Source organism: Castellaniella sp. S9 (assembly GCF_027257175.1).
GTDB lineage: Bacteria > Pseudomonadota > Gammaproteobacteria > Burkholderiales > Burkholderiaceae_B > Castellaniella.
On sequence record NZ_JAPFGD010000005.1, the window covers coordinates 24,024 to 43,479 of the forward strand.

The 19,456-nt window shown below is 68.8% G+C and carries 19 protein-coding genes; 6 read left to right on the forward strand and 13 right to left on the reverse strand.

The genetic code is table 11. The features are described from left to right. The 10 genes from phoU to alr all read right to left on the reverse strand — a co-directional run bounded on the left by phoU (position 1) and on the right by alr (position 9,603). Positions 1–723: a phosphate signaling complex protein PhoU gene (gene phoU / locus OOZ48_RS09105; protein ID WP_269497456.1), complete on the reverse strand. Its 723-nt coding sequence runs from the start codon at positions 721–723 to the stop codon at positions 1–3. Between the two features lie 141 nt (positions 724–864). Further along, positions 865–1,548, reverse strand: coding sequence for a ribose-5-phosphate isomerase RpiA (gene rpiA, locus OOZ48_RS09110; RefSeq protein ID WP_269497458.1), 684 nt, complete (start codon positions 1,546–1,548; stop codon positions 865–867). A gap of 51 nt (positions 1,549–1,599) precedes the next feature. Next, positions 1,600–2,400 carry an ABC transporter permease subunit gene (locus OOZ48_RS09115; protein WP_269497459.1) on the reverse strand — a complete coding sequence of 267 codons (801 nt, stop codon included), beginning with the start codon at positions 2,398–2,400 and terminating at the stop codon, positions 1,600–1,602. Next, entirely contained in the window at positions 2,397–3,302 is a 906-nt protein-coding gene (locus OOZ48_RS09120; RefSeq protein ID WP_442867568.1) for an ABC transporter permease subunit, read from the reverse strand. The genes OOZ48_RS09115 and OOZ48_RS09120 overlap by 4 nt, the downstream gene beginning before the upstream one ends. 2 nt (positions 3,303–3,304) lie before the next feature. Next, the gene (locus OOZ48_RS09125; protein WP_269497463.1) at positions 3,305–4,429 is read right to left on the reverse strand and encodes an ABC transporter ATP-binding protein; all 1,125 of its coding nucleotides are present in this window, start codon (positions 4,427–4,429) and stop codon (positions 3,305–3,307) included. 5 nt (positions 4,430–4,434) lie between these two features. After that, positions 4,435–5,529 (reverse strand): polyamine ABC transporter substrate-binding protein, encoded by a 1,095-nt coding sequence (locus OOZ48_RS09130; RefSeq protein ID WP_269497465.1) that lies wholly within the window; start codon positions 5,527–5,529, stop codon positions 4,435–4,437. Between the two features lie 66 nt (positions 5,530–5,595). Next, on the reverse strand, positions 5,596–6,426 hold the full coding sequence (locus OOZ48_RS09135) for a 3-deoxy-D-manno-octulosonic acid kinase (RefSeq protein WP_269497467.1): 831 nt from the start codon (positions 6,424–6,426) through the stop codon (positions 5,596–5,598). Continuing rightward, the gene (gene radA, locus OOZ48_RS09140) at positions 6,371–7,735 is read right to left on the reverse strand and encodes a DNA repair protein RadA (protein ID WP_269497469.1); all 1,365 of its coding nucleotides are present in this window, start codon (positions 7,733–7,735) and stop codon (positions 6,371–6,373) included. Before radA ends, OOZ48_RS09135 begins: the two co-directional genes overlap by 56 nt. 2 nt (positions 7,736–7,737) lie before the next feature. Beyond that, positions 7,738–8,454 carry an SDR family oxidoreductase gene (locus tag OOZ48_RS09145; RefSeq protein ID WP_269497470.1) on the reverse strand — a complete coding sequence of 239 codons (717 nt, stop codon included), beginning with the start codon at positions 8,452–8,454 and terminating at the stop codon, positions 7,738–7,740. Next, positions 8,455–9,603, reverse strand: a complete 1,149-nt coding sequence (alr, locus tag OOZ48_RS09150; protein ID WP_269497471.1) for an alanine racemase — start codon at positions 9,601–9,603, stop codon at positions 8,455–8,457. It lies immediately after the preceding gene. 66 nt (positions 9,604–9,669) lie between these two features. On the opposite strand from alr, the gene hpnC reads away from it, so the two are divergent. From hpnC to hpnE, 3 genes are read left to right on the forward strand one after another with little or no spacing between them, the layout of a single operon-like run. Then, a complete protein-coding gene (hpnC, locus tag OOZ48_RS09155; protein WP_269498178.1) occupies positions 9,670–10,554 on the forward strand; it encodes a squalene synthase HpnC in 885 nt (294 codons plus the stop codon). Continuing rightward, positions 10,554–11,420: a presqualene diphosphate synthase HpnD gene (hpnD, locus tag OOZ48_RS09160; protein ID WP_269498180.1), complete on the forward strand. Its 867-nt coding sequence runs from the start codon at positions 10,554–10,556 to the stop codon at positions 11,418–11,420. Before hpnC ends, hpnD begins: the two co-directional genes overlap by 1 nt. After that, on the forward strand, positions 11,417–12,709 hold the full coding sequence (gene hpnE, locus OOZ48_RS09165; RefSeq protein ID WP_269497473.1) for a hydroxysqualene dehydroxylase HpnE: 1,293 nt from the start codon (positions 11,417–11,419) through the stop codon (positions 12,707–12,709). The genes hpnD and hpnE overlap by 4 nt, the downstream gene beginning before the upstream one ends. A gap of 6 nt (positions 12,710–12,715) precedes the next feature. Here hpnE and thrC read toward each other — a convergent pair whose 3' ends face one another. From thrC to alaC, 3 genes are read right to left on the reverse strand one after another with little or no spacing between them, the layout of a single operon-like run. Beyond that, the gene (thrC, locus tag OOZ48_RS09170) at positions 12,716–14,116 is read right to left on the reverse strand and encodes a threonine synthase (RefSeq protein ID WP_269497475.1); all 1,401 of its coding nucleotides are present in this window, start codon (positions 14,114–14,116) and stop codon (positions 12,716–12,718) included. Then, the gene (locus tag OOZ48_RS09175) at positions 14,113–15,417 is read right to left on the reverse strand and encodes a homoserine dehydrogenase (RefSeq protein WP_269497476.1); all 1,305 of its coding nucleotides are present in this window, start codon (positions 15,415–15,417) and stop codon (positions 14,113–14,115) included. The genes thrC and OOZ48_RS09175 overlap by 4 nt, the downstream gene beginning before the upstream one ends. Then, positions 15,414–16,601, reverse strand: coding sequence for an alanine transaminase (alaC, locus tag OOZ48_RS09180; RefSeq protein WP_269497477.1), 1,188 nt, complete (start codon positions 16,599–16,601; stop codon positions 15,414–15,416). Before alaC ends, OOZ48_RS09175 begins: the two co-directional genes overlap by 4 nt. A 181-nt stretch (positions 16,602–16,782) precedes the next feature. On the opposite strand from alaC, the gene OOZ48_RS09185 reads away from it, so the two are divergent. Genes OOZ48_RS09185 through OOZ48_RS09195 form a run of 3 tightly spaced genes read left to right on the forward strand, consistent with a single transcriptional unit; the run spans position 16,783 to position 19,441 of the window. After that, complete coding sequence (locus OOZ48_RS09185) at positions 16,783–17,256, forward strand: Mth938-like domain-containing protein (RefSeq protein WP_269497478.1); 474 nt, start codon at positions 16,783–16,785, stop codon at positions 17,254–17,256. Continuing rightward, positions 17,253–17,723: a peroxiredoxin gene (locus OOZ48_RS09190; protein ID WP_269497479.1), complete on the forward strand. Its 471-nt coding sequence runs from the start codon at positions 17,253–17,255 to the stop codon at positions 17,721–17,723. The genes OOZ48_RS09185 and OOZ48_RS09190 overlap by 4 nt, the downstream gene beginning before the upstream one ends. An 11-nt stretch (positions 17,724–17,734) precedes the next feature. After that, a complete protein-coding gene (locus tag OOZ48_RS09195) occupies positions 17,735–19,441 on the forward strand; it encodes a PhoH family protein (RefSeq protein WP_269497480.1) in 1,707 nt (568 codons plus the stop codon). Positions 19,442–19,456: the final 15 nt, after the last annotated feature.

Genomic DNA, 19,456 nt, shown 5'->3' on the forward strand with positions numbered 1-19,456 from the left:
TCACTTTTCCTTGATTTCCGGCGCCTCGCCACGCGCCATGCGCTCGGTGTTGGCAACGCCCATGTGGCGCACGTCGTCGCCCAGCACCATGTAGATCACCCGTTCAGCCATGTTCTTGGCGTGGTCGCCGATGCGCTCCAGGGCGCGGGCGATGAAGACCAGATCGATCGAGCGCGAGATCGTGCGCGGATCCTCGATCATGTAGGTGATCATGTGGCGCAGCGCAGCCTTCCATTCGCGGTCCACGTCCTTGTCGTTGCGCACCACCTGGGCGGCCGCCACGGGGTCCTCGCGGGCAAAGGCGTCCAGCGCCGCGCGGATCATGCCCGCCACGGCATCGGCCATGTGGCGCAACTCGACCACCGGTTCGTAGGAAGAATCGGCCTCATGCAAACGCCGCGCCACCTTGGCGACCTTGACGGCCTCGTCGCCGCAGCGTTCCATGTCGGTCAGCATCTTGGAGATCGACAGCAGCAGGCGCAGGTCGACCGCGGTGGGCTGGTTGCGCGCGATCAGCTGGCCGATGCGCTCGTCGATGCTGACCTCCAGCTGGTTGACCTGGCGCTCGTGCTCCCGCACCTTGTCGACCAGGTCGAGTTCACCGTCGGCCAGCGCACGCATGCCGTCGAGCACCATGGATTCGACCAGGCCGCCCATCTGCAGAAACATCGAGCGCGTGGTTTCGAGTTCCGTGTGAAATTGCTTGTTCGTGTGCTCCAGCATGTCCTGACCTCAATAACGGGGAATCGCATGACCGCAGAGCGTAGCACCCCGACGATGCCTTGTGAAGAATGACGGCCCGGCTGCGAACGGCGAGCTACGCATGAACGCGTCTTCGTAGCTTATACCCGGGCTGTGACAATGTCATGACACCGCGCGGCGCAGCGTGCGCACGCCGCCCTCGCCGGCGACCAGCGCGACGTCCGCGCCCGAAATCGCGAACAGGCCGCAGGACACCACCCCGGGAATGTTGTTGATCATCGCCTCGAGTTGCGCGGGCTCGTCGATCGCCAGCCCGGCGACGTCCAGGATGTGCCCGCCGTTGTCGGTCACGAAACCCTCGCGCAGCACCGGCCGGCCGCCGAACTGGCGCAGGGTGCGCGCCACCGCCTCGCGGGCCAGGGGAATGATCTCGACGGGCAGCGGAAAGCGGCCCAGTCGGTCGACGAGCTTGGATTCATCGACGATGCAGACGAAACGGTCCGCGACCGAGGCCACGATCTTTTCCCGGGTCAGGGCGCCCCCGCCGCCCTTGATCATATTGAGCGCGCCATCGATCTCGTCGGCGCCGTCCACATACCAGGCCATGGCGGGCACGGCGTTCAGGTCCAGCACGTCGATTCCCGCGGCCCGCAGGCGGCGCGTACTGCGCTCGGAACTGGACACGGCGGCACGAAAAGCACCCCGGTGCGCCGCCAGCAGGTCGATGAACAGGTCGACCGTCGAGCCCGTGCCCACCCCCAGGACGTCCTCGGGCTGGAGCTGCGGCAGGACGTGGTCGATGGCCGCCTGTGCGGCCTGTTGCTTGAGCTGGTCTTGGGTGGACATGGTGGCGAGGGGTTCCGGCGGGGGACGAACGGCCATTGTACCCGGGGCGACCTAGCGGGCGGACTGGCGCACCTGCATGCGGTTGGCCGCCACCACGACGATGCCGACCACCAGCATGAACAGCGTCGCCAGCGCGTTGATCTCGGGCTTGAGGCCCAGCCGCACGCGCGAAAAGACCTCGAGCGGCAAGGTCGTGTAGCCCGGCCCGGAAAGAAAAGACGCCACTACGACGTCGTCCAGCGACAAGGTGAAGGCCAACAGCCAGGAGGCCAGCAGCGCGGGCGAGATCAGCGGCACCGTGATGAGGAAGAAGACCTTCAGCGGCGAGGCGCCCAGGTCCAGCGCGGCCTCCTCGAGCGAGCGGTCCAGGTCGCGCACGCGCGACTGGATGATGACGGCGACGTAGGCCATGCACAGCGTCACGTGCCCGACCCAGATGGTAAAGATGCCGTTGCCATCGGGCCAGCCGAGGAGCTTGGACATCTCGACGAACATCAGCAGCAGCGAAATTCCCAGGACCACCTCGGGCATCACCAGCGGCGCGCTCAGCATGCCGATGTACAGGCCGAAGCCGCGAAAACGGCCCATGCGCGCCAACACATAGCCCGCCCAGGTGCCGATGATCACCGCGGTGGTCGCCGTCAGGGCCGCGATCAGCAGCGACAGGCGGGCGGCCTCGAGCAGGGCCGTGTCCTGGAAGAGCTCGACGTACCAGCGCAGCGAAAAGCCGGACCAGGAGGTCATGAGGCTGGAATCGTTGAAGGAAAACGCCATCAGGCAGGCGATCGGCACGTACAGGAAGGCGTAGCCCGCCACCAGGACCAGGAAGCGCAGGACCGGACTGCCCTTCATGGCCGGCGCCCCTCCAGCTGTCGCGCCTGGTTGTACTGGAATATCGACAGGGGAACCAGCAGCAACAGGACCATGACGCAGGTCACCGCGGCCGCCATGGGCCAGTCGGCATTGTTGAAGAATTCCGTCCACATGACGCGGCCCATCATCAGGGTGTCGGCCCCGCCCAGCATCTCGGGGATCACGTACTCGCCCACCGAGGGGATGAAGACCAGCATCGCCCCCGCGATCACGCCGGGCATCGACAGCGGCAGGGTGATCTGCAGGAAGGCCCGCCAGGGCCGCGCGCCCAGGTCGTAGGCCGCCTCGAGGAGACGATGGTCGAGCTTCACGAGGTTGGCGTACAGCGGCAGGATGAAGAACGGCAGGTAGGCATACACCAGGCCGATGTACACGGCCAGGTCGGTGCGATAGATTTCCAGCGGCGCGTCGATCAGACCCAGGCCCATCAGCACGCCGTTGAGCAGGCCGTCGCTGCGCAGGATGCCCACCCAGGCATACACCCGCAGCAGCAGCGAGGTCCAGAACGGCAGGATGACCCCCAGCAACAGCAGGTTGCGGATCGCCGGGCGCGAGCGGGCGATCTGGTAGGCCATCGGATAGCCGATCAGGGCGCAGCAGACCGTGGTGACCAGGGCCATCTTGACCGAATTCAGATAGGTCGCCAGGTACAGGTTGTCGGTGAACAGCAGGATATAGCCGCGCAGGTGCACCGACAGTTGCAGGGTTTCGTCCTCGAGGGTCGCCAGCGGGGTGTAGGGCGGGATGCCGAACTGCAGGTCCGCGAAGCTGATCTTCAGCACCAGCAGGAACGGCACCAGCAGGAATACCATCAACCAGACGGTGGGCACGCCGACGGCGAGCTGGCGGGCCGAGGGGCGCAGGCGCGCGGGCAGGCGCAGGTTCATGAGGCGAGCACCGTGCCGGCGTCGTGGCCCCAGGAGACGTAGACCTCGTCGTCGATGCCCGGGGCCTCGGCCTGGTTCCAGTCCAGGCTGGGGACGCTGGCCTCGATCACCTGTCCGGCGTCCAGGCGGATCTGGTAGCGCGTCGTGCTGCCCATCCAGGCGACGTGCGACACCATGCCGTGGCCCCAGTTGGAGTCCGTGGCGGGCTGCTCGCGCAGCACGCGAATCTGCTCGGGACGGATCGAGACATGGACCTCCATCCCCAAGGGCTCGCTGACCCCGTGGCTGACGTACAGCGGCCGCGGCAGCGCGTCGCTGCCGATCAGGACGTGGTCGGGCTCGTCGACGTCGATGGTGCCGGTGAACAGATTGGTCGACCCGATGAAGCCCGCCACGAAGCGCGAGTTCGGGAAGGCGTAGACCTCGTAGGGCGTGCCGCACTGCACGATCTGGCCTTCGCTCATGACGGCCAGGCGGCTGGCCATGGTCATGGCCTCCTCCTGGTCGTGGGTCACCATGATGCAGGTGACGCCGACCTGGTCGAGGATCTTGACCAATTCGATCTGGGTGGCCTGGCGGATCTGCTTGTCCAGCGCCGACATGGGCTCGTCGAGCAGCAGGAGCTTGGGACGCTTGACCAGGCTGCGCGCCAGGGCCACCCGCTGTTGCTGTCCGCCCGAGAGCTGCTGAGGTTTGCGTCGGGCATAGCCCGCCATCTGGACGAGGTCCAGCGCCTCGAAGACGCGCTCGTGGATTTCCTGGCGCGGCACGCCCTCCTGCCGCAGGCCGAAGGCGACGTTCGCCTCGACCGTCATGTGCGGAAACAGCGCATAGGACTGGAACATCATGTTCACCGGCCGCCGGTGCGGGGGCAATTGGGTGATGTCCTCGTCATCGAGGATGATGCGCCCCGAGGTGGGTTCCTCGAAACCCGCCAGCATGCGCAGCAGCGTGGACTTGCCGCAGCCCGAACTGCCAAGCAGGGCGAAGATCTCGTGGCGGCGCACCGAGAGGCTGACGGATTGCACCGCGACCGTGTCGCCGAAGATCTTGACCACATCCTCGACGCGCACGAAATCATCGGCGTCGCCCTGGCGAGGCATGCCGCGGACGTCCTGCATGGCCGCTAGCGCCCGGACTTGAGCTCGGCCCACATGCGCGTCTGCAGGCGCTGGATGCGCAGGGGCTGGGGCTTGATCACGAACAGGGTCTGGGCGACCTCGGCGGGCGGATAGATCATGGGGTTCTCGGCGACCTCCTTGATCACGTGCTTGCGCGCCTCCTGGTTGGCGTTCGGGTAGAACATCGTATTGGTGATCGCCGCATGCACCTCGGGCGTCTCGATGTAGTTGATGAAGGCGTGCGCCTCGTCCACGTGTTCGGCGCTCTTGGGGATGGCCATGGTGTCGAACCAGGCGGGCGCCCCGCCCTCGGGGATGAAGTAGTCGATCGCGTAGGCCTTGCCCGCCTCGCGCGCGCGGGCCGAGGCGATCATCACGTCGCCCGAATACCCGTAGACCATGCACAGGCCGCCGGCCGCGAGCTCGTCGATATAGCCCGAGGAACTGAACTGGCGCACGTAGGGGCGGATGGTCTTGAGCAGGGCGAGCGCGGCCTCGTAGTCCTTGGGCTCGCTGCTGTTGGGATCCTTGCCCATGTAGTGCAGGACCGCCGGAAACACCTGGGCGGCCTCGTCCAGGATCGAAATCCCGCAGCCCTGGAGCTTGGCGGCGTTCTCGGGCTTGAACAGCATGTCCCAGGAGCCCAGCGGCGCATCGGCGCCCATGAGTTCGCGCACCTTGGTCACGTTGTAGCCCAGGCCGTTGGTGCCGTAGCCCCAGGGCACCAGGTACTGGTTGCCGGGATCGACCGAGGCCACCAGCGCCATCAGGGCCGGATCCAGGTATTTCCAGTTGGGGATCTTGGACCGGTCGAGCTTCTGGAACAGGCCGCCTTCGATCTGGCGGGCCGCATAGTGCGTCGAGGGCACGACCACGTCGTAGCCGGATTTGCCGGTCAGCAGTTTCGCCTGCAGCGTATCGTTGCTGTCGTAGACGTCGTAGCGGATCTTGATGCCGGTCGCCTTCTCGAAACCGGGGATCGTATCGGGCGCGGTGTATTCGGCCCAGTTGTAGACGTTGACGACGCGCTCCTGCGCGCCCGCGGATGCCGCCGCCAGCGCGCCGGCCACAAGAATCGCATGGGTGATGCCCAGTTTCATGGCAAAGCCCCTCTCGTAGTGAAAAACGGGATCAAAAGGACCGACTCATGCTGCCGGCGTGGCCCTTTAGCCAGACAGGCGTCCATAGGCCGAATGCAGCGCGTCCCACCACCGCGCACCGGGCGCGCCGCACACCTTAACCAAAGAGCGCCGCAGACGCAACAGGTTTTTCCGGCGCTGTCCCGGGGACGCCACACCCACGGCCGCCCGGTCGAAATCGATCAGCCAGACCCTGCCCCCCGCGTCCAGCAAAATATTATGCGCATTCAGGTCCGCATGGCGGACCCCGGCCTCATGCATGGCGTGGATGGCGCGGGCCACGGCCGGCGGATCCACCGCCGGACAATCCTGCGCCGCCGGGCCGCCCCCGGCATCCGCGGCCAGGCATCCGGCCAGGGTCCGGGCTGCCGGTATCCGTGCGACCAGGATGGCGGCGCGATAGAATGCGCCGTGGCGCCAATAGACCGCACCCAGCGGGGCGGGCACCGCGACGTCCGCCGCGCGCAGCAGGGACAGCACCCCGTATTCGGCGAACGAGCGTGTGCGGGACGCCCCCAGCCATAGGTACGACTCCCGCCCCAGGCGGGCGCGCAGGCCGCCGCGGCGATAGTGGCGCAGCACGGCGGCGCCGAAAGGCCCCTGGACGAACCAGGCGGCCTGGCGGCCGCCCTCGCCGACGGCTTCGCCGCCGAGGGCGACGGGATCGAACCAGGCCGGATCGGCCTGCGCCGCCCAGGACTCGGGCACGCACAGCGCGCCGCCGTCGAAGGCCTGGACGCGCCCCCGATCGGCCCCGCGCCCGATCAGCACGGCGTGCCCCGCCCGCCCGCCGTCGCGCGGCTCATGGCCCGGCCTCGTCGAATACCCGCAGCGCGTCCTCGATGCGTTCGACCGCATGGATGCGCAGGCCCTCGATGGGCTGGCGCGGTAGGTTGGCCTTGGGAATCACCGCCTGGCCGAAGCCGAGCTTGGCCGCCTCGCGCAGACGCTCCTGGCCGCGGGGCGCGGGCCGCACCTCGCCCGCCAGGCCGATCTCGCCGAAGGCCAGCAGGCCTGCCGGCATCGGCCGGTTGCGCATGGACGACAGTATGGCCAGGCACACCGCGAGATCCGCGGCCGGCTCCATGATGCGCACGCCCCCCACCGCATTGACGAAGACATCCTGGTCGAAGGTCGCCACCCCGGCATGCCGGTGCAGCACGGCCAGCAGCATGGCCAGCCGGGTGCCCTCGAGGCCCACCGACAGGCGCCGGGGATTGGGCACGTGCGCGGTGTCGACCAGCGCCTGCACCTCGACCAGCAGCGGCCGCGTGCCCTCCTGGGTCGCCATCACGCAAGAGCCGGCGACGTCGCGCGCATGCCCGGACAGGAACAGCGCGGACGGGTTGCTGACGCCACGCAGCCCGCGGTCCGTCATGGCGAACACCCCGAGTTCGTTGACGGCGCCGTAGCGGTTCTTGATGGCGCGCACCAGGCGAAAGGACGAATGGGTGTCGCCCTCGAAATAGAGGACGGTGTCGACGATGTGTTCGAGCACGCGCGGGCCGGCCAGCGAGCCGTCCTTGGTGACGTGGCCGATCAGGATCAGGGTGATGCCGGTCTGCTTGGCGATGCGGGTGAGTTGGGCCGCGCATTCGCGCACCTGCGAGACCGAACCCGGCGCCGCGGTGAGCTCGCCGGAATACAGGGTCTGGATCGAGTCGATCACGGCCACGCCGGGCTGGCGTTCGACCAGCGCCTGGGTGATCTGTTCGAGGCGGATTTCAGCCAGCAGGTCGACCCCTTCGCCCGAGACCTCGAGGCGCTGCGCCCGCAATGCGACCTGCTCGGCGGATTCCTCGCCGGTCACGTACAGGACCGGCCCCACGCGCGCCATGCTGGCCAGCGCCTGCAGCAGCAAGGTGGACTTGCCGATGCCTGGATCGCCGCCGATCAGTACCACCGCGCCCTGCACCAGGCCGCCGCCCAGGACGCGATCGAACTCGGCGATGCCCGTGGGATTGCGCGCCTGCTCGCGCGCCTCGATCTGGGCCAGGCTGCGCACCGGCGTGGAGGCCGCCAGCGGCGCAAAGCGATGGGCCGGGCCGGCGGCCTCGCGCGATTCCTGCAGTGTGTTCCAGGCCCCGCAGTGGGGACAGCGGCCCTCCCATTTGGGAGCCCCGCCGCCGCACTCGGCGCAAACGAACAGTGTCCTCGCCTTGGCCATGGTCAGCGGCCCGCGAGGCTGCCACCCCCGTCGACCCCCAGCTCCTGGCCCGTGATGTAGGCGGCCTCGTCCGACAGCAGGAAGGTCACGGCGGCCGCCACCTCGGCCGCCTGGCCCAGGCGCCCCATGGGGATGGTGGCCAGCACCGCGCGCTCGGCCTCGCTGTCCACCGGATATTCGGCGCGGAACAAGCCTGTTTCCACCGGCCCCGGCGACACCGCGTTGACCGTGACCCCGTGCGGCGCGAGTTCCAGCGCCCAGGTCCGGGTACAGCCCAGCAGCGCACTCTTGGCGGCCGAATAGCTGGTGTGCCCCGCGGATCCGTGGACCGCGCGGCCGCAGATGTTCACGATGCGGCCGGACTTGCGCGCCTTCATGCCGGGCGCAAACGCCTGCACGACCTGCACCGAGACGCGCACGTTCAGGTCGAAGGCCTGGTAGAGGGACGACAAGTCGACCTCGCCGAGCGCCTCGGGCAAGGCCGGCCCGACACTGTTGACCAGCGCGTCGACGGGGTATTTTTCACGGATGATGCGCAGGACCTCCTCGGTCTCGCCCGCATTGGACAGATCGCAGCCATACAGGTAGCCGGGAAAATCGATGTCCTGGACATTGCGGGCCAGCCCCACCACGTGGCAGCCCTGATCGGCGAGCCGCTGGCTGATGGCCCAGCCGATGCCCTTGGTCGCCCCCGTCACCAGTACGCAATTGTTCTTCACTCAAGATCCCTCGTCGGCAATCGGCGCGGCCTGCGCGCCCTGGATGCGCCGGGGCACCCGGGGGGCCACGGCGCACAGGAGTTCATACCCGATGGTCCCGCAGGGGCGGGCCACCTCGTCGACGGAAGGCCCGCCCTCCCCCCACAACACCACAGGGGAGCCGACGCGCGCCTGCGGCACCGGGTCCAGATCGGCCACCAGCATGTCCATGGAGACCCGGCCGAGCACGCGGGTGCGCACGCCGTCCACGGTGATGGGCGTGCCCGTGGGCGCGTGGCGCGGATACCCGTCGGCATAGCCGCAGGCGACCACGCCCACCCGCGTCGGATGCCGGGCCACGTAGCGGTGGCCATAGCCGACGCCGGCGCCGGCCGGCACGGTATGCGTGCCGATCAGCCGGGAACTGAGGGTCATCGCGGGGCGCAGGTCCATGGACTGCGCCGAGCGATCCTCGAACGGCGAGCCGCCGTACAGGCAGATGCCCGGCCGCACCCATTGATCCCCCGGGACTCCGGCGGCCAGGCCTTCGGTCAAGGTGGCGGCCGAATTGCAGACACTGACCGGCCCCGACAGGCCCGTCGTCGCCTCGGCGAACACCCGTAATTGGGCGGCGGTCGTCGCCGCGTCGTCGTCGGCCCGCGCAAAATGGGTCATTTTTCCGACCGTGCCCAGCACCCCCTCGGACTGCAGGTCGAGGGCGCGCTGGTAGGCCGCGCGGTAGGCATCGGGCTGGAATCCCAGCCTGTGCATCCCGGTATCGATCTTGACGAAGGCATCCAGGGCATGGCGGACCGCGCCGGCTTCGAGCATCTCGAGCTGCTCGGGGCAATGGATGGCGGTGCTGATCCGGTAATGGTCCAGCACCTCGATGTCGGCCGGCTCGAAAAAGCCCTCGAGCAGCAGCAGCGGCCCGCTCCAGCCGCGTTCGCGGCAGCGGACCGCCTCGTCCAGGTCCAGCATCGCGAGACCGTCGGCCCGGGCGAAACCCTCGAGCGCCTGGTCGATCCCGTGGCCATACGCGCGCGCCTTGATGACGGCCCAGATCGAGGGCCGCGACGCCCCCACGTCCCGAGCCAGCCGGCGGGCGACGATTTCCAGGTTGTGGGACAAGGCTGGCACATGGATGGTGGCCAGGATCGGGCGCGGCATGGAATCCCCCAAAGCGAGCGGTGCGGCGGCGGCATGGCAGCCGCCGCTCAGTATACTGCCATGATTATGGCCGTCGATCATTATGAAAACTTTCCCGTCGCCTCGGTGCTGCTGCCCGCGCGGCTGCGCCCGGCGGTGCGCGACGTCTACGCCTTCGCACGCGGCGCGGACGACATCGCCGACGAGGGCCAGGCGCCCGTCGAGGAACGCGCGCGCCAGCTCGATGCCTGGCGCGCGGCGCTGCACGCGCTGGCCGCGCGACGCGATCCCGACGCCGGCCTGGACCCCGCCCACCGCCGGATCTTCCTGAACCTGGGCGCCGCGATCGATCGGCACGCCCTGCCCATCCAGCCTTTCCTCGATCTGCTCTCGGCGTTCTCGCAGGACCTGCGCACCACACGCTACGCCGACGAGGCTGCCTTGCTGGACTACTGCCGGCGCTCCGCCGATCCGGTGGGCCGCATCATGCTGCACCTGTTCGGCGCGCTCGAGGCGCAAGACCTGGCGCAGTCCGACGCCATCTGCACCGGGCTGCAGCGGGTGAACTTCTGCCAGGACGTGGCCATCGATTGGACCAAGGGCCGCGTCTACATCCCGCAGGACAGCCTGGCGCGCCACGGGGTCGACGAATCCTACATCGACGGCTGCGTGCGCCAGCCCCCCGCCCGCGTCTCGGACGCCTGGCGGGCCCTGATGCGCGAGCAGGCCGCCCGGGCGGGCGCCGCGCTGGCGGCGGGCGCGCCCCTGGCCTGGCGGCTGCCGGGCCGCATCGGCCTGGAGCTGCGCCTGGTGGTGCACGGCGGCCTGCGCATCCTCGAAAAGCTCGAGCACACCGGCTACGACGTCTTTGCCCGGCGTCCCACACTCACCCGCGGCGACGGCTTGCTGCTATGCTGGCGCGCGTTGCGTCCGGCGTTCTCCGCCCCTCGTCCGCCTTCCGATCCCCGATGATGAATCCCGACGACTACTGCCAGCAAAAGGCCGCCCGCAGCGGCTCCAGCTTCTACTACGCCTTCCTGTTCCTGCCGCCCGAACAGCGCAAGGCCATCACCGCGCTGTACGCTTTCTGTCGCGAGGTCGACGACATCGTCGACGACACCTCCGAACCCTCGGTCGCCCGGATGAAGCTCGCCTGGTGGCGCACGCAGGTCGAGCAGATGTTCGAGGGCACGCCCGACCATCCGGTGGCCATCGCACTGGCGCGCCACGTCCGGACGTTCGGCCTGCGCCCCGATCCGCTGTACGCCGTGATCGAAGGCATGGAAATGGACCTGGACCAGTTCCGCTACGCCGACTGGGACGCCCTGCGCAAATATTGCTGGCACGCCGCCGGCGTGGTGGGCGAACTCAGCGCGGCGATCTTCGGGCACACCGATCCGCGCACCCTGGTCTACGCGGAAACGCTGGGGCTGGCCTTCCAGATGACCAACATCATCCGCGACGTCGGCGACGATGCGCGCCGCGGCCGGATCTATCTGCCGGCCGACGAGATGGAGCGCTTCGAGGTCACGGTGGCCGACATTCTCGACGCACGCCATTCCGAGCGCTTCGAGGCGCTCATGGCATTCCAGACGCAACGCGCGCTGCAGTTGTACGGCGAGGCGATGCGCGCGCTGCCCGAGGCCGACCGGCGCGCCCAGCGCCCGGGACTGATGATGGCGGCCATCTACCATGCCTTGCTCGCCGAGATCCAGCGCGATCGCTGGCACGTCCTGGACCAGCGCATCGCGCTGACGCCGATCCGCAAGTTCTGGCTGGCCTGGAAGGTCTGGGTCACGGGGGGACGCGGCCTGGTCGAGCGGCTGGCCGGTTCATGAAGGTCGCCGTCATCGGCGCGGGGTGGGCGGGACTGGCCGCCGCCGTGCGCCTGCGGCGGTTGGGACACGAGCCCTGGGTCTACGAAGCCGCCCGCCGCATCGGCGGACGGGCCCGCGCCGTCCCTCGGCCCGAGCTGCAGGCCACGATCGACTGCGGCCAGCACATCCTGCTGGGCGCCTATCGCGAAACACTGGACCTCATGGCCGAACTCGGCGTGGACGCCGGTCGCGCCTTCCATGCGCAGGGCCTGCGCCTGGCCTCCGCCGACGGGCGGTTCAGCCTGGGCACCTGGCCCTTGCCGGCGCCCGCCCACGGCCTGGGCGTCCTGCTGGGCGGCCGCGGCCTGGGCCTGCGCGAGCGCGGCAGCCTGGCCCGCCTCCTGGCCGCGCTCGGCCCGCGCAAGGCCCTGCCCGCCGAAGCCGACAGCGTATCCCGGTGGCTGGACCGCCTGGGCTGCCCGGCGCGCCTGCGCCGGCTGCTGTGGGAACCCCTGTGCCTGGCGGCGATGAACACCCCAGCCGACATCGCCGACGCCCGCCTGTTCCTCCGCGTCCTGCGCGACAGCCTGGGCGCAAACGCCCAGGCCGCCCGCCTGTTGATCCCGCGCGGCACCCTGGACGAACTCTGGCCCGCCCAGGCGCAGGCGCGGCTGCCCCGGCTCGCCATCGGTCATCGGGTCCTCAGCCTGGAGGCGGTGTCCGGCGGCTACCGCGTCGACGGCGCGGACTTCGAAGGCGTCATCCTGGCGACCCCGCCCGGCGAGGCGGCACGCCTGCTCGGGCAACTGCCCGACGCGGCGCCATGGCTCGCCGCCTGGCCGCAATGGCGCTTCGAAGGCATCGGCACCGTCACCCTGCGCCTCGATCGCCCCTGGGGCTCGGGCCAGGCCATGCGCATGCTCGAGGAACGCCCCGAGCGCGACGCCCACGGACAATGGCTGTTCGATCGCAGCGCCATCGCGCACGGCGACGCCGCCGGCCTGGTGCACGTGGTCATCAGCGGCGCCAGCCGCATTGCGGCCTGCGATGCCGAAACCGTGATCGGGGGCGTGATCGGCCAGATCCGCGAACAGGCGCCCGAGCGCCTGCCCGAGGTCCGTGCCGGCACCCTCATCACTGAAAAGCGTGCGACCTTCAGCGCGACCCCCGGCCAGCGCCGGCCCGGGAACCGCACGCCCTGGCCGCGCCTGGCGCTGGCCGGCGACTGGACCGACACGGGCTATCCCGCCGTGCTGGAAGGCGCCGTGCGCAGCGGCCATCAGGCCGCCGAGGCGCTGGCCTCCGCCTGAAGCCGGCTACAGCCCGTGCCGATCCAGGTAATCGGCGACCAGCCGCGCGTCGCAATCCATGACCTGCACGCGCTGCGGGCGATCATGCAGATCGCGCAAGGCCTCGGGCACCGGCGGCTCCTCGCCGATGGCCTCGCGGATGGTTTCGGCGAACTTGGCCGGCAGCGCGGTTTCCAGGACCAGCATGGGCACGCCGTCCTCGAGGTGCTCGCGGGCGACCTTGACGCCGTCGGCCGTGTGGGGATCCACCAGCACGCCGGTCTCGCGGTACAGGTCGCGGATAGTGGCCAGCCGATCGGCATGGGTGCTGACGCCGGCCACGAAACCATGGCGTTCGGTGAACGTCGGCCGCAGTGGCGACAGGTCGAACTGCCCGTCGCGCGCGAGGGCGGCCCACAGGGCGCGCACGCGCGCCGGATCCTGATCCACCAGATCGAATACGAAACGCTCGAAGTTCGAGGCGCGCGAAATGTCCATCGACGGGCTGGAGGTCGCGTGCGTCTGGCTGGCCGGCCGGGGACGGTAGACGCCCGTGCGGAAGAATTCCTCGAGCACATTGTTTTCATTGGTCGCCAGCACCAGGCGGCGGATGGGCACGCCCATGCGGCGGGCGATGTGGCCGGCCAGGATATTGCCGAAGTTGCCCGAGGGCACCGCAAAGGACACGGCCTGGCCCGGACGTCCCGAGGCGCGCAGCCAGCCCCAGACGTAATACACGACCTGCGCCGCGATGCGCGCCCAGTTGATCGAATTGACCGCCCCCAGGCGATGCGTGCTCTTGAAATCCAGGTCGCCGGCCAGGGTCTTGACGATGTCCTGGCATTCGTCAAAGACACCGCGCACCGCGATGTTGTGGATGTTCTCGTCCTGCAGGGAATACATCTGCGCGCGCTGGAACGCGCTCATGCGGCCGTGGGGCGAGAGCATGAACACCGCCACGCCGCGCTTGCCGCGCAAGGCGTATTCGGCGGCCGATCCGGTGTCGCCCGAGGTCGCGCCGAGGATGTTGAGCACCTGGCCCCGCCGCGCGAGCACATGCTCGAAGGCCTGGCCCAGGAACTGCATGGCCATGTCCTTGAAGGCCAGCGTGGGCCCCTCGGACAGGCCGAGCAGCGACAGGCCCGGCTGCAGGGGCTTGAGCGGCGCAATCGTCGGGAACACCTCGGGCGCATAGGCGGCGTGGGTCATCGCCAGCAGATCGTCGCGCGTGATGTCGTCGATGAACAGGCCGAGCACGCGCGCCGCGAGGCCGGCGTAATCGAGCTCGCGCCACGCCTCCAGCGTGGCCTCATCCAGACGCGGCAGCGATTCGGGCAGGGCCAGGCCGCCGTCGGGCGCCAGGCCCTCGAGCAGGATGTCGCAAAACGGCAGCGGAGCCATGCCGCCGCGGGTCGAACGATATTTCAATTGATGTTCTCCACGCGCAGGCGCGTGACGCCGGAATGGACGAAGGGCAGCTCGCGGATCGCGGCCAGCGCCGCGTCGACGTCGCCTTCGCGCGCCTCATGGGTCAGGAAAATGATGTCGGCCTGGTGCTCGCCGTGCGGTTGCTGGAACATGGACCCCACCGAGATCCCCCCCTGGGAGAGCACCCGCGCCAGGTCCGCGAGGACGCCGGGCCGGTCGTCGACGCGCAGCCGCAGATAGAAGCTGGTGCGCACCTCGGCCATCGGCAGGACCGGGATGTCGGCCATGGCATCGGGCTGGAAGGCCAGGTGCGGGACCCGGTGCTCGGGATCGGCCATCTGCAGGCGCGTGACGTCGACCAGGTCGGCGATCACGGCCGATGCCGTCGGCAGGGCGCCGGCGCCCTGCCCGTAATACAGCGACGGCCCCACCGCATCGCCGCGCACCAGCACGGCGTTCATGGCGCCCTCGACGTTGGCCAGCAGGCACTGGTCGGGCACCAGCGCCGGATGGACCCGCAGCTCGATGCCGTCGGGCCGGTGGCGCGTGATGCCCAGGAGCTTGATCCGGTAGCCCAGGCGCTGGGCATGGAGGATGTCCTCCGAGGCCAGTCGGGCAATGCCTTCGACGTAGGCCTTGTCGAACTGCACCGGGATGCCGAATGCCAGCGAGGCCAGCAGGGTGAGCTTGTGCGCCGCATCCACCCCCTCGATGTCGAAGGTGGGGTCGGCCTCGGCATAGCCCAGGCGCTGGGCCTCGGCAAGAACCTCGTCGAACGGCAGGCCTCGGGCCCGCATTTCCGACAGGATGAAATTGGTCGTGCCGTTGATGATGCCCGCCACCCACTGGATCCGGTTGGCGGTCAGCCCCTCGCGGATCGCCTTGATGATGGGGATTCCGCCGGCCACGGCGGCCTCGAAGGCGACCATGACCCCCTGGGCCTGCGCAGCGGCGAAGATCTCGTTGCCATGCACCGCCAGCAGGGCCTTGTTGGCCGTGACCACGTGCTTGCCGTGGGCGACGGCCTCGAGGATGCACTGGCGCGCCAGCGTCTCGCCGCCCATCAGTTCGACGATGATGTCGATGTCCGGGTCCCGGCACAGGGAAAGGCCGTCGGTGGTCACCTGCACGTCGGGGCCGACCAGGGCGCGCGCCTTGGCGACGTCGCGCACCGCCACCGCCACCACCTGGAGGCTGCGTCCCGCGCGACGGGCGATCTCGGGGCCGTTTTGCGCCAGGACGGTCCAGACACCGCCGCCCACGACGCCCAGGCCCAGCAATCCGATGCGTATCGGCTTCATTTCAACAGCCCATCCTTGCGAAACATGTCCTTGATCCCCCGCACCGCCTGGCGCGTGCGCTGTTCGTTCTCGATCAGTGCAAAGCGCACGTACTCGTCGCCGTATTCGCCGAAGCCGATGCCGGGCGACACCGCGACCTTGGCGTCGGACAGCAGCCGCTTGGAATATTCCAGCGAGCCCTGGTCGCGGTAGGCCTCGGGAATGCGTGCCCAGATGTACATCGAGGCCTTGGGCACGTCGACGTTCCAGCCGGCCTCGTGCAGGCCGCGCGCCAGCACGTCGCGCCGGCTGCGGTATTGCTCGACCACCTGGGCGACGCAATCCTGCGGCCCTTCCAGCGCGGCGATCGCGGCCACCTGCAGCGGCGTGAACGTGCCGTAGTCGTGATAGCTCTTGATCCGTGCCAGGGCGTGAACCAGTTCACGGTTGCCGACCATGAAGCCGATGCGCCAGCCTGCCATGTTGTAGCTCTTGCTCATGGTGAAGAATTCCACCGCTACGTCGCGCGCGTCCGGCACCTGCATGATCGAGGGCGCGACGTAGCCGTCGAAGGTGATGTCCGCGTAGGCCAGGTCATGCACCACCAGGATGCCGTGCTCGCGCGCCAGCGCCACGATGCGCTCGAAGAACGAGAGCTCGACGCACTGGGCCGTGGGATTGCTGGGGAAGCCCAGGATCATCATCTTGGGCTTGGGGATCGACTCGCGCACGGCGCGTTCGATTTCCTCGAAGAAGTCCAGGCCGGGCGTCATGGGCACCGAGCGGATGTTGGCGCCGGCGATGACCGCGCCGTAGATATGGATGGGATAGCTGGGATTGGGCACCAGCACCGTGTCGCCCCGGTCCAGCGTGGCCAGCATCAGGTGCGCGAGGCCTTCCTTGGAGCCGATGGTGACGATGGCCTCGGAATCGGGATCGATGTCGACCTGATAGCGGCGCTGGTACCAGCCGGAGATCGCCCGGCGCAGGCGCGGAATGCCCTTGGACACGGAATAGCCGTGCGTATCGGGGCGGTTGGCCACCTCGACGAGCTTGTCCACGATGTGCTGCGGCGTGGGGCCGTCCGGATTCCCCATGGACATGTCGATGATGTCCTCGCCGCGCCGCCGTGCAGCCATCTTGAGCTCGCCCGTGATGTTGAACACATAGGGAGGCAGGCGTTCGATGCGCGAGAACGTGGTCATGATGATCCTCGAAGGGGATGGGTGGCCGATGGAAAGCCGCGCAAGGCACATGGATGCAGCGCAGCAAATCCAATAATCTAGCGCAAGCGATGGAGACTCGCAAATGGGAGCGTCCAGCGGGGAACGTCCAGCGCCGCGGGTGACGAGCCGCGCGACGCGGGGCCGCCGCAAGGATTGCGCTATGATCACAGGAATAACGGAGCCGTCTGTGTTATTGCAAAAAGACTCGAACCCCGCGCTCAACACCGTCACCGCCTACGGCGACGATTACCTGGAAATCAACCGGGTGCGTTTCCGGACTGCCGTCAGCTTCACACCCGAGGGTCTCATCCGCAGCCTGGACCTGACATCCCCGGCGGACATCGACGCCGAGCTGCTGCGGTCTCTGGTCGGGCTGAAGGATGCCCGCCGCGACCCCCTCGCTTTTCTCGACGACGCGCCGCCCGCCCTGCCGCCGGACGCGCCCGAGGTGGTGCTGATCGGCACCGGCGCCAGGCAGGCCTTCCTGCCGCCCGCCGTGACCGGCGCCTTGCTGTCCCTCGGGATCGGCATCGAAACCATGACCACCCAGGCGGCAGCGCGCACCTACAACATTCTCATGTCCGAGGAACGCCGCGTCCTCGCCCTGTTGCTTCCAGGAGAACCCACGCCATGACTCAAATCGCCGTCGGCCAGCCCCTGCCCGCCTTCACCGCCCCCTCCACCGCCGGGGACATCGACAGCCGGGCGCTGCACGGCAAGCCTTTCGTGCTGTATTTCTACCCCAAGGACAACACGCCGGGATGCACCACCGAATCGCAGGACTTCCGCGACCTGTACGCGCAGTTCCAGGCCGCGGACTGCGCGGTCTTCGGTATTTCGCGCGACTCGCTGAAATCCCACGAGGGCTTCATCGACAAGCAATCCCTGCCCTTCCCGCTCATCAGCGACCCGGACGAGGCCTTGTGCACGCTGTTCGGGGTCATGAAGCTCAAGAACATGTACGGCAAGCAGGTGCGCGGGATCGACCGCAGCACGTTCCTCATCGACAAGGACGGCGTGCTGGTGCGCGAATGGCGCGGGGTCAAGGTGCCTGACCACGCCCTCGAGGTCCTCCAAGCCGTCCAGAACCTCGCGGCCTGACCGGAGCCCTCATGCCCCTACCCAAGCAGCCGACCCGGATGGGTACCATCGTGCAAGCGCGCGCCGCGCACACTGAAGCGGTCCCCGGGCCGGCCCTGGCCGAACCGGTCCCGACGGCCAAGAGCGCCCGGACCGGCGCCAAGGCCCCCGAGGCCCGCCCCGCCCGCCGCACCGCCGCCATCCTCACCAAGGCCAAGGCCGCGCCGCCGGCCCCCGCGACCACGCCCGCGCCCGCCGCCCGCGCCGACAAGGCCCCCGCCGCGAAGCCCGACAGGGCGCCCGCCGTCCGGCCCAAGGGCGCGGCGCTGCGGCGGCTGCCGGCGGCGCAGCGCAAATTCTTCGTACTCGACACCAACGTGCTGCTGCACGATCCGACCTCGCTGTTCCGTTTCGCCGAGCACGACGTTTTCCTGCCGATGATCGTCCTCGAAGAACTCGACCACCAGAAAAAAGGCATGTCCGAGGTGGCGCGCAACGCACGCCAGGTCAGCCGCTACCTCGACGGCCTGATCGGCGCCGAGGACCTGGCCAAGGGCGTGCCCCTGGATACCCTGGGCAACCAGGAAGCCCTGGGAACGCTGTTTTTCCAGACCTCCGCCAAGGACACGCGGCTGCCCCTGGAGCTGCCCATGGGCAAGGCCGACAACGTGATCCTCGGCATCGTCCACAGCCTGCAGCAGGAAAACCCCAAGCGCGAGGTCGTGCTGGTGTCCAAGGACATCAACATGCGCCTGAAGGCGCGCGCCCTGAGCCTGCCCGCCGAGGACTACCTGAACGACCACGTCCTCGATGACTCGGACCTGCTGTACGACGGCGTGATGCCGCTGCCCGAGAATTTCTGGGTGCGGCACGGCAAGAACATCGAGTCCTGGCAACAGGGCGGCACCACCTATTACCGGGTGCGCGGCCCGCTATGCGCCGAATTCATCGTCAACGAGTTCGTCTACTACGAGGGCGAGATGCCCCTGTACGCCCAGGTCCGCGAGGTCACCGGCAAGAGCGCCGTGCTGGCCACGCTGCGCGACTACAGCCACGCCAAGAACAGCGTCTGGGGGGTGACCGCGCGCAACCGCGAACAAAACTTCGCCCTCAACCTGCTGATGAACCCGGAAATCGACTTCGTCTCGCTGCTGGGCCAGGCCGGTACGGGCAAGACGCTGCTGGCGCTGGCCAGCGGCCTGGCGCAAACGCTCGAGACCAAGCGCTACAACGAGATCATCATCACCCGGGCCACCGTGCCGGTCGGTGACGACATCGGCTTCCTGCCGGGCACCGAAGAGGAAAAAATGGCGCCCTGGATGGGCGCGCTCGAGGACAACCTCGAGGTCCTGCACCAGGGCGCGGGCGGCCTGGGCGCGGCCGGCAACGGCCAGGACTGGTCCAAGTCCCCGGCCATGGACCTGATTCGCGCGCGCATCAAGGTCAAGTCCCTGAATTTCATGCGGGGGCGCACCTTCCTGAACAAATTCCTCATCATCGACGAGGCCCAGAACCTCACACCCAAGCAGATGAAGACACTGGCCACCCGGGCGGGCCCGGGGACCAAGATCGTCTGCCTGGGCAACATCGCGCAGATCGACACGCCCTACCTGACCGAGGGCAGTTCAGGCCTGACCTACGTGGTCGACCGCTTCAAGGGCTGGCCGCACGCCGGGCACATCACCCTGCAGCGTGGCGAGCGCTCGCGCCTGGCGGACTATGCCAGCGACGCGCTCTAGCGTCGCGCTCGATCA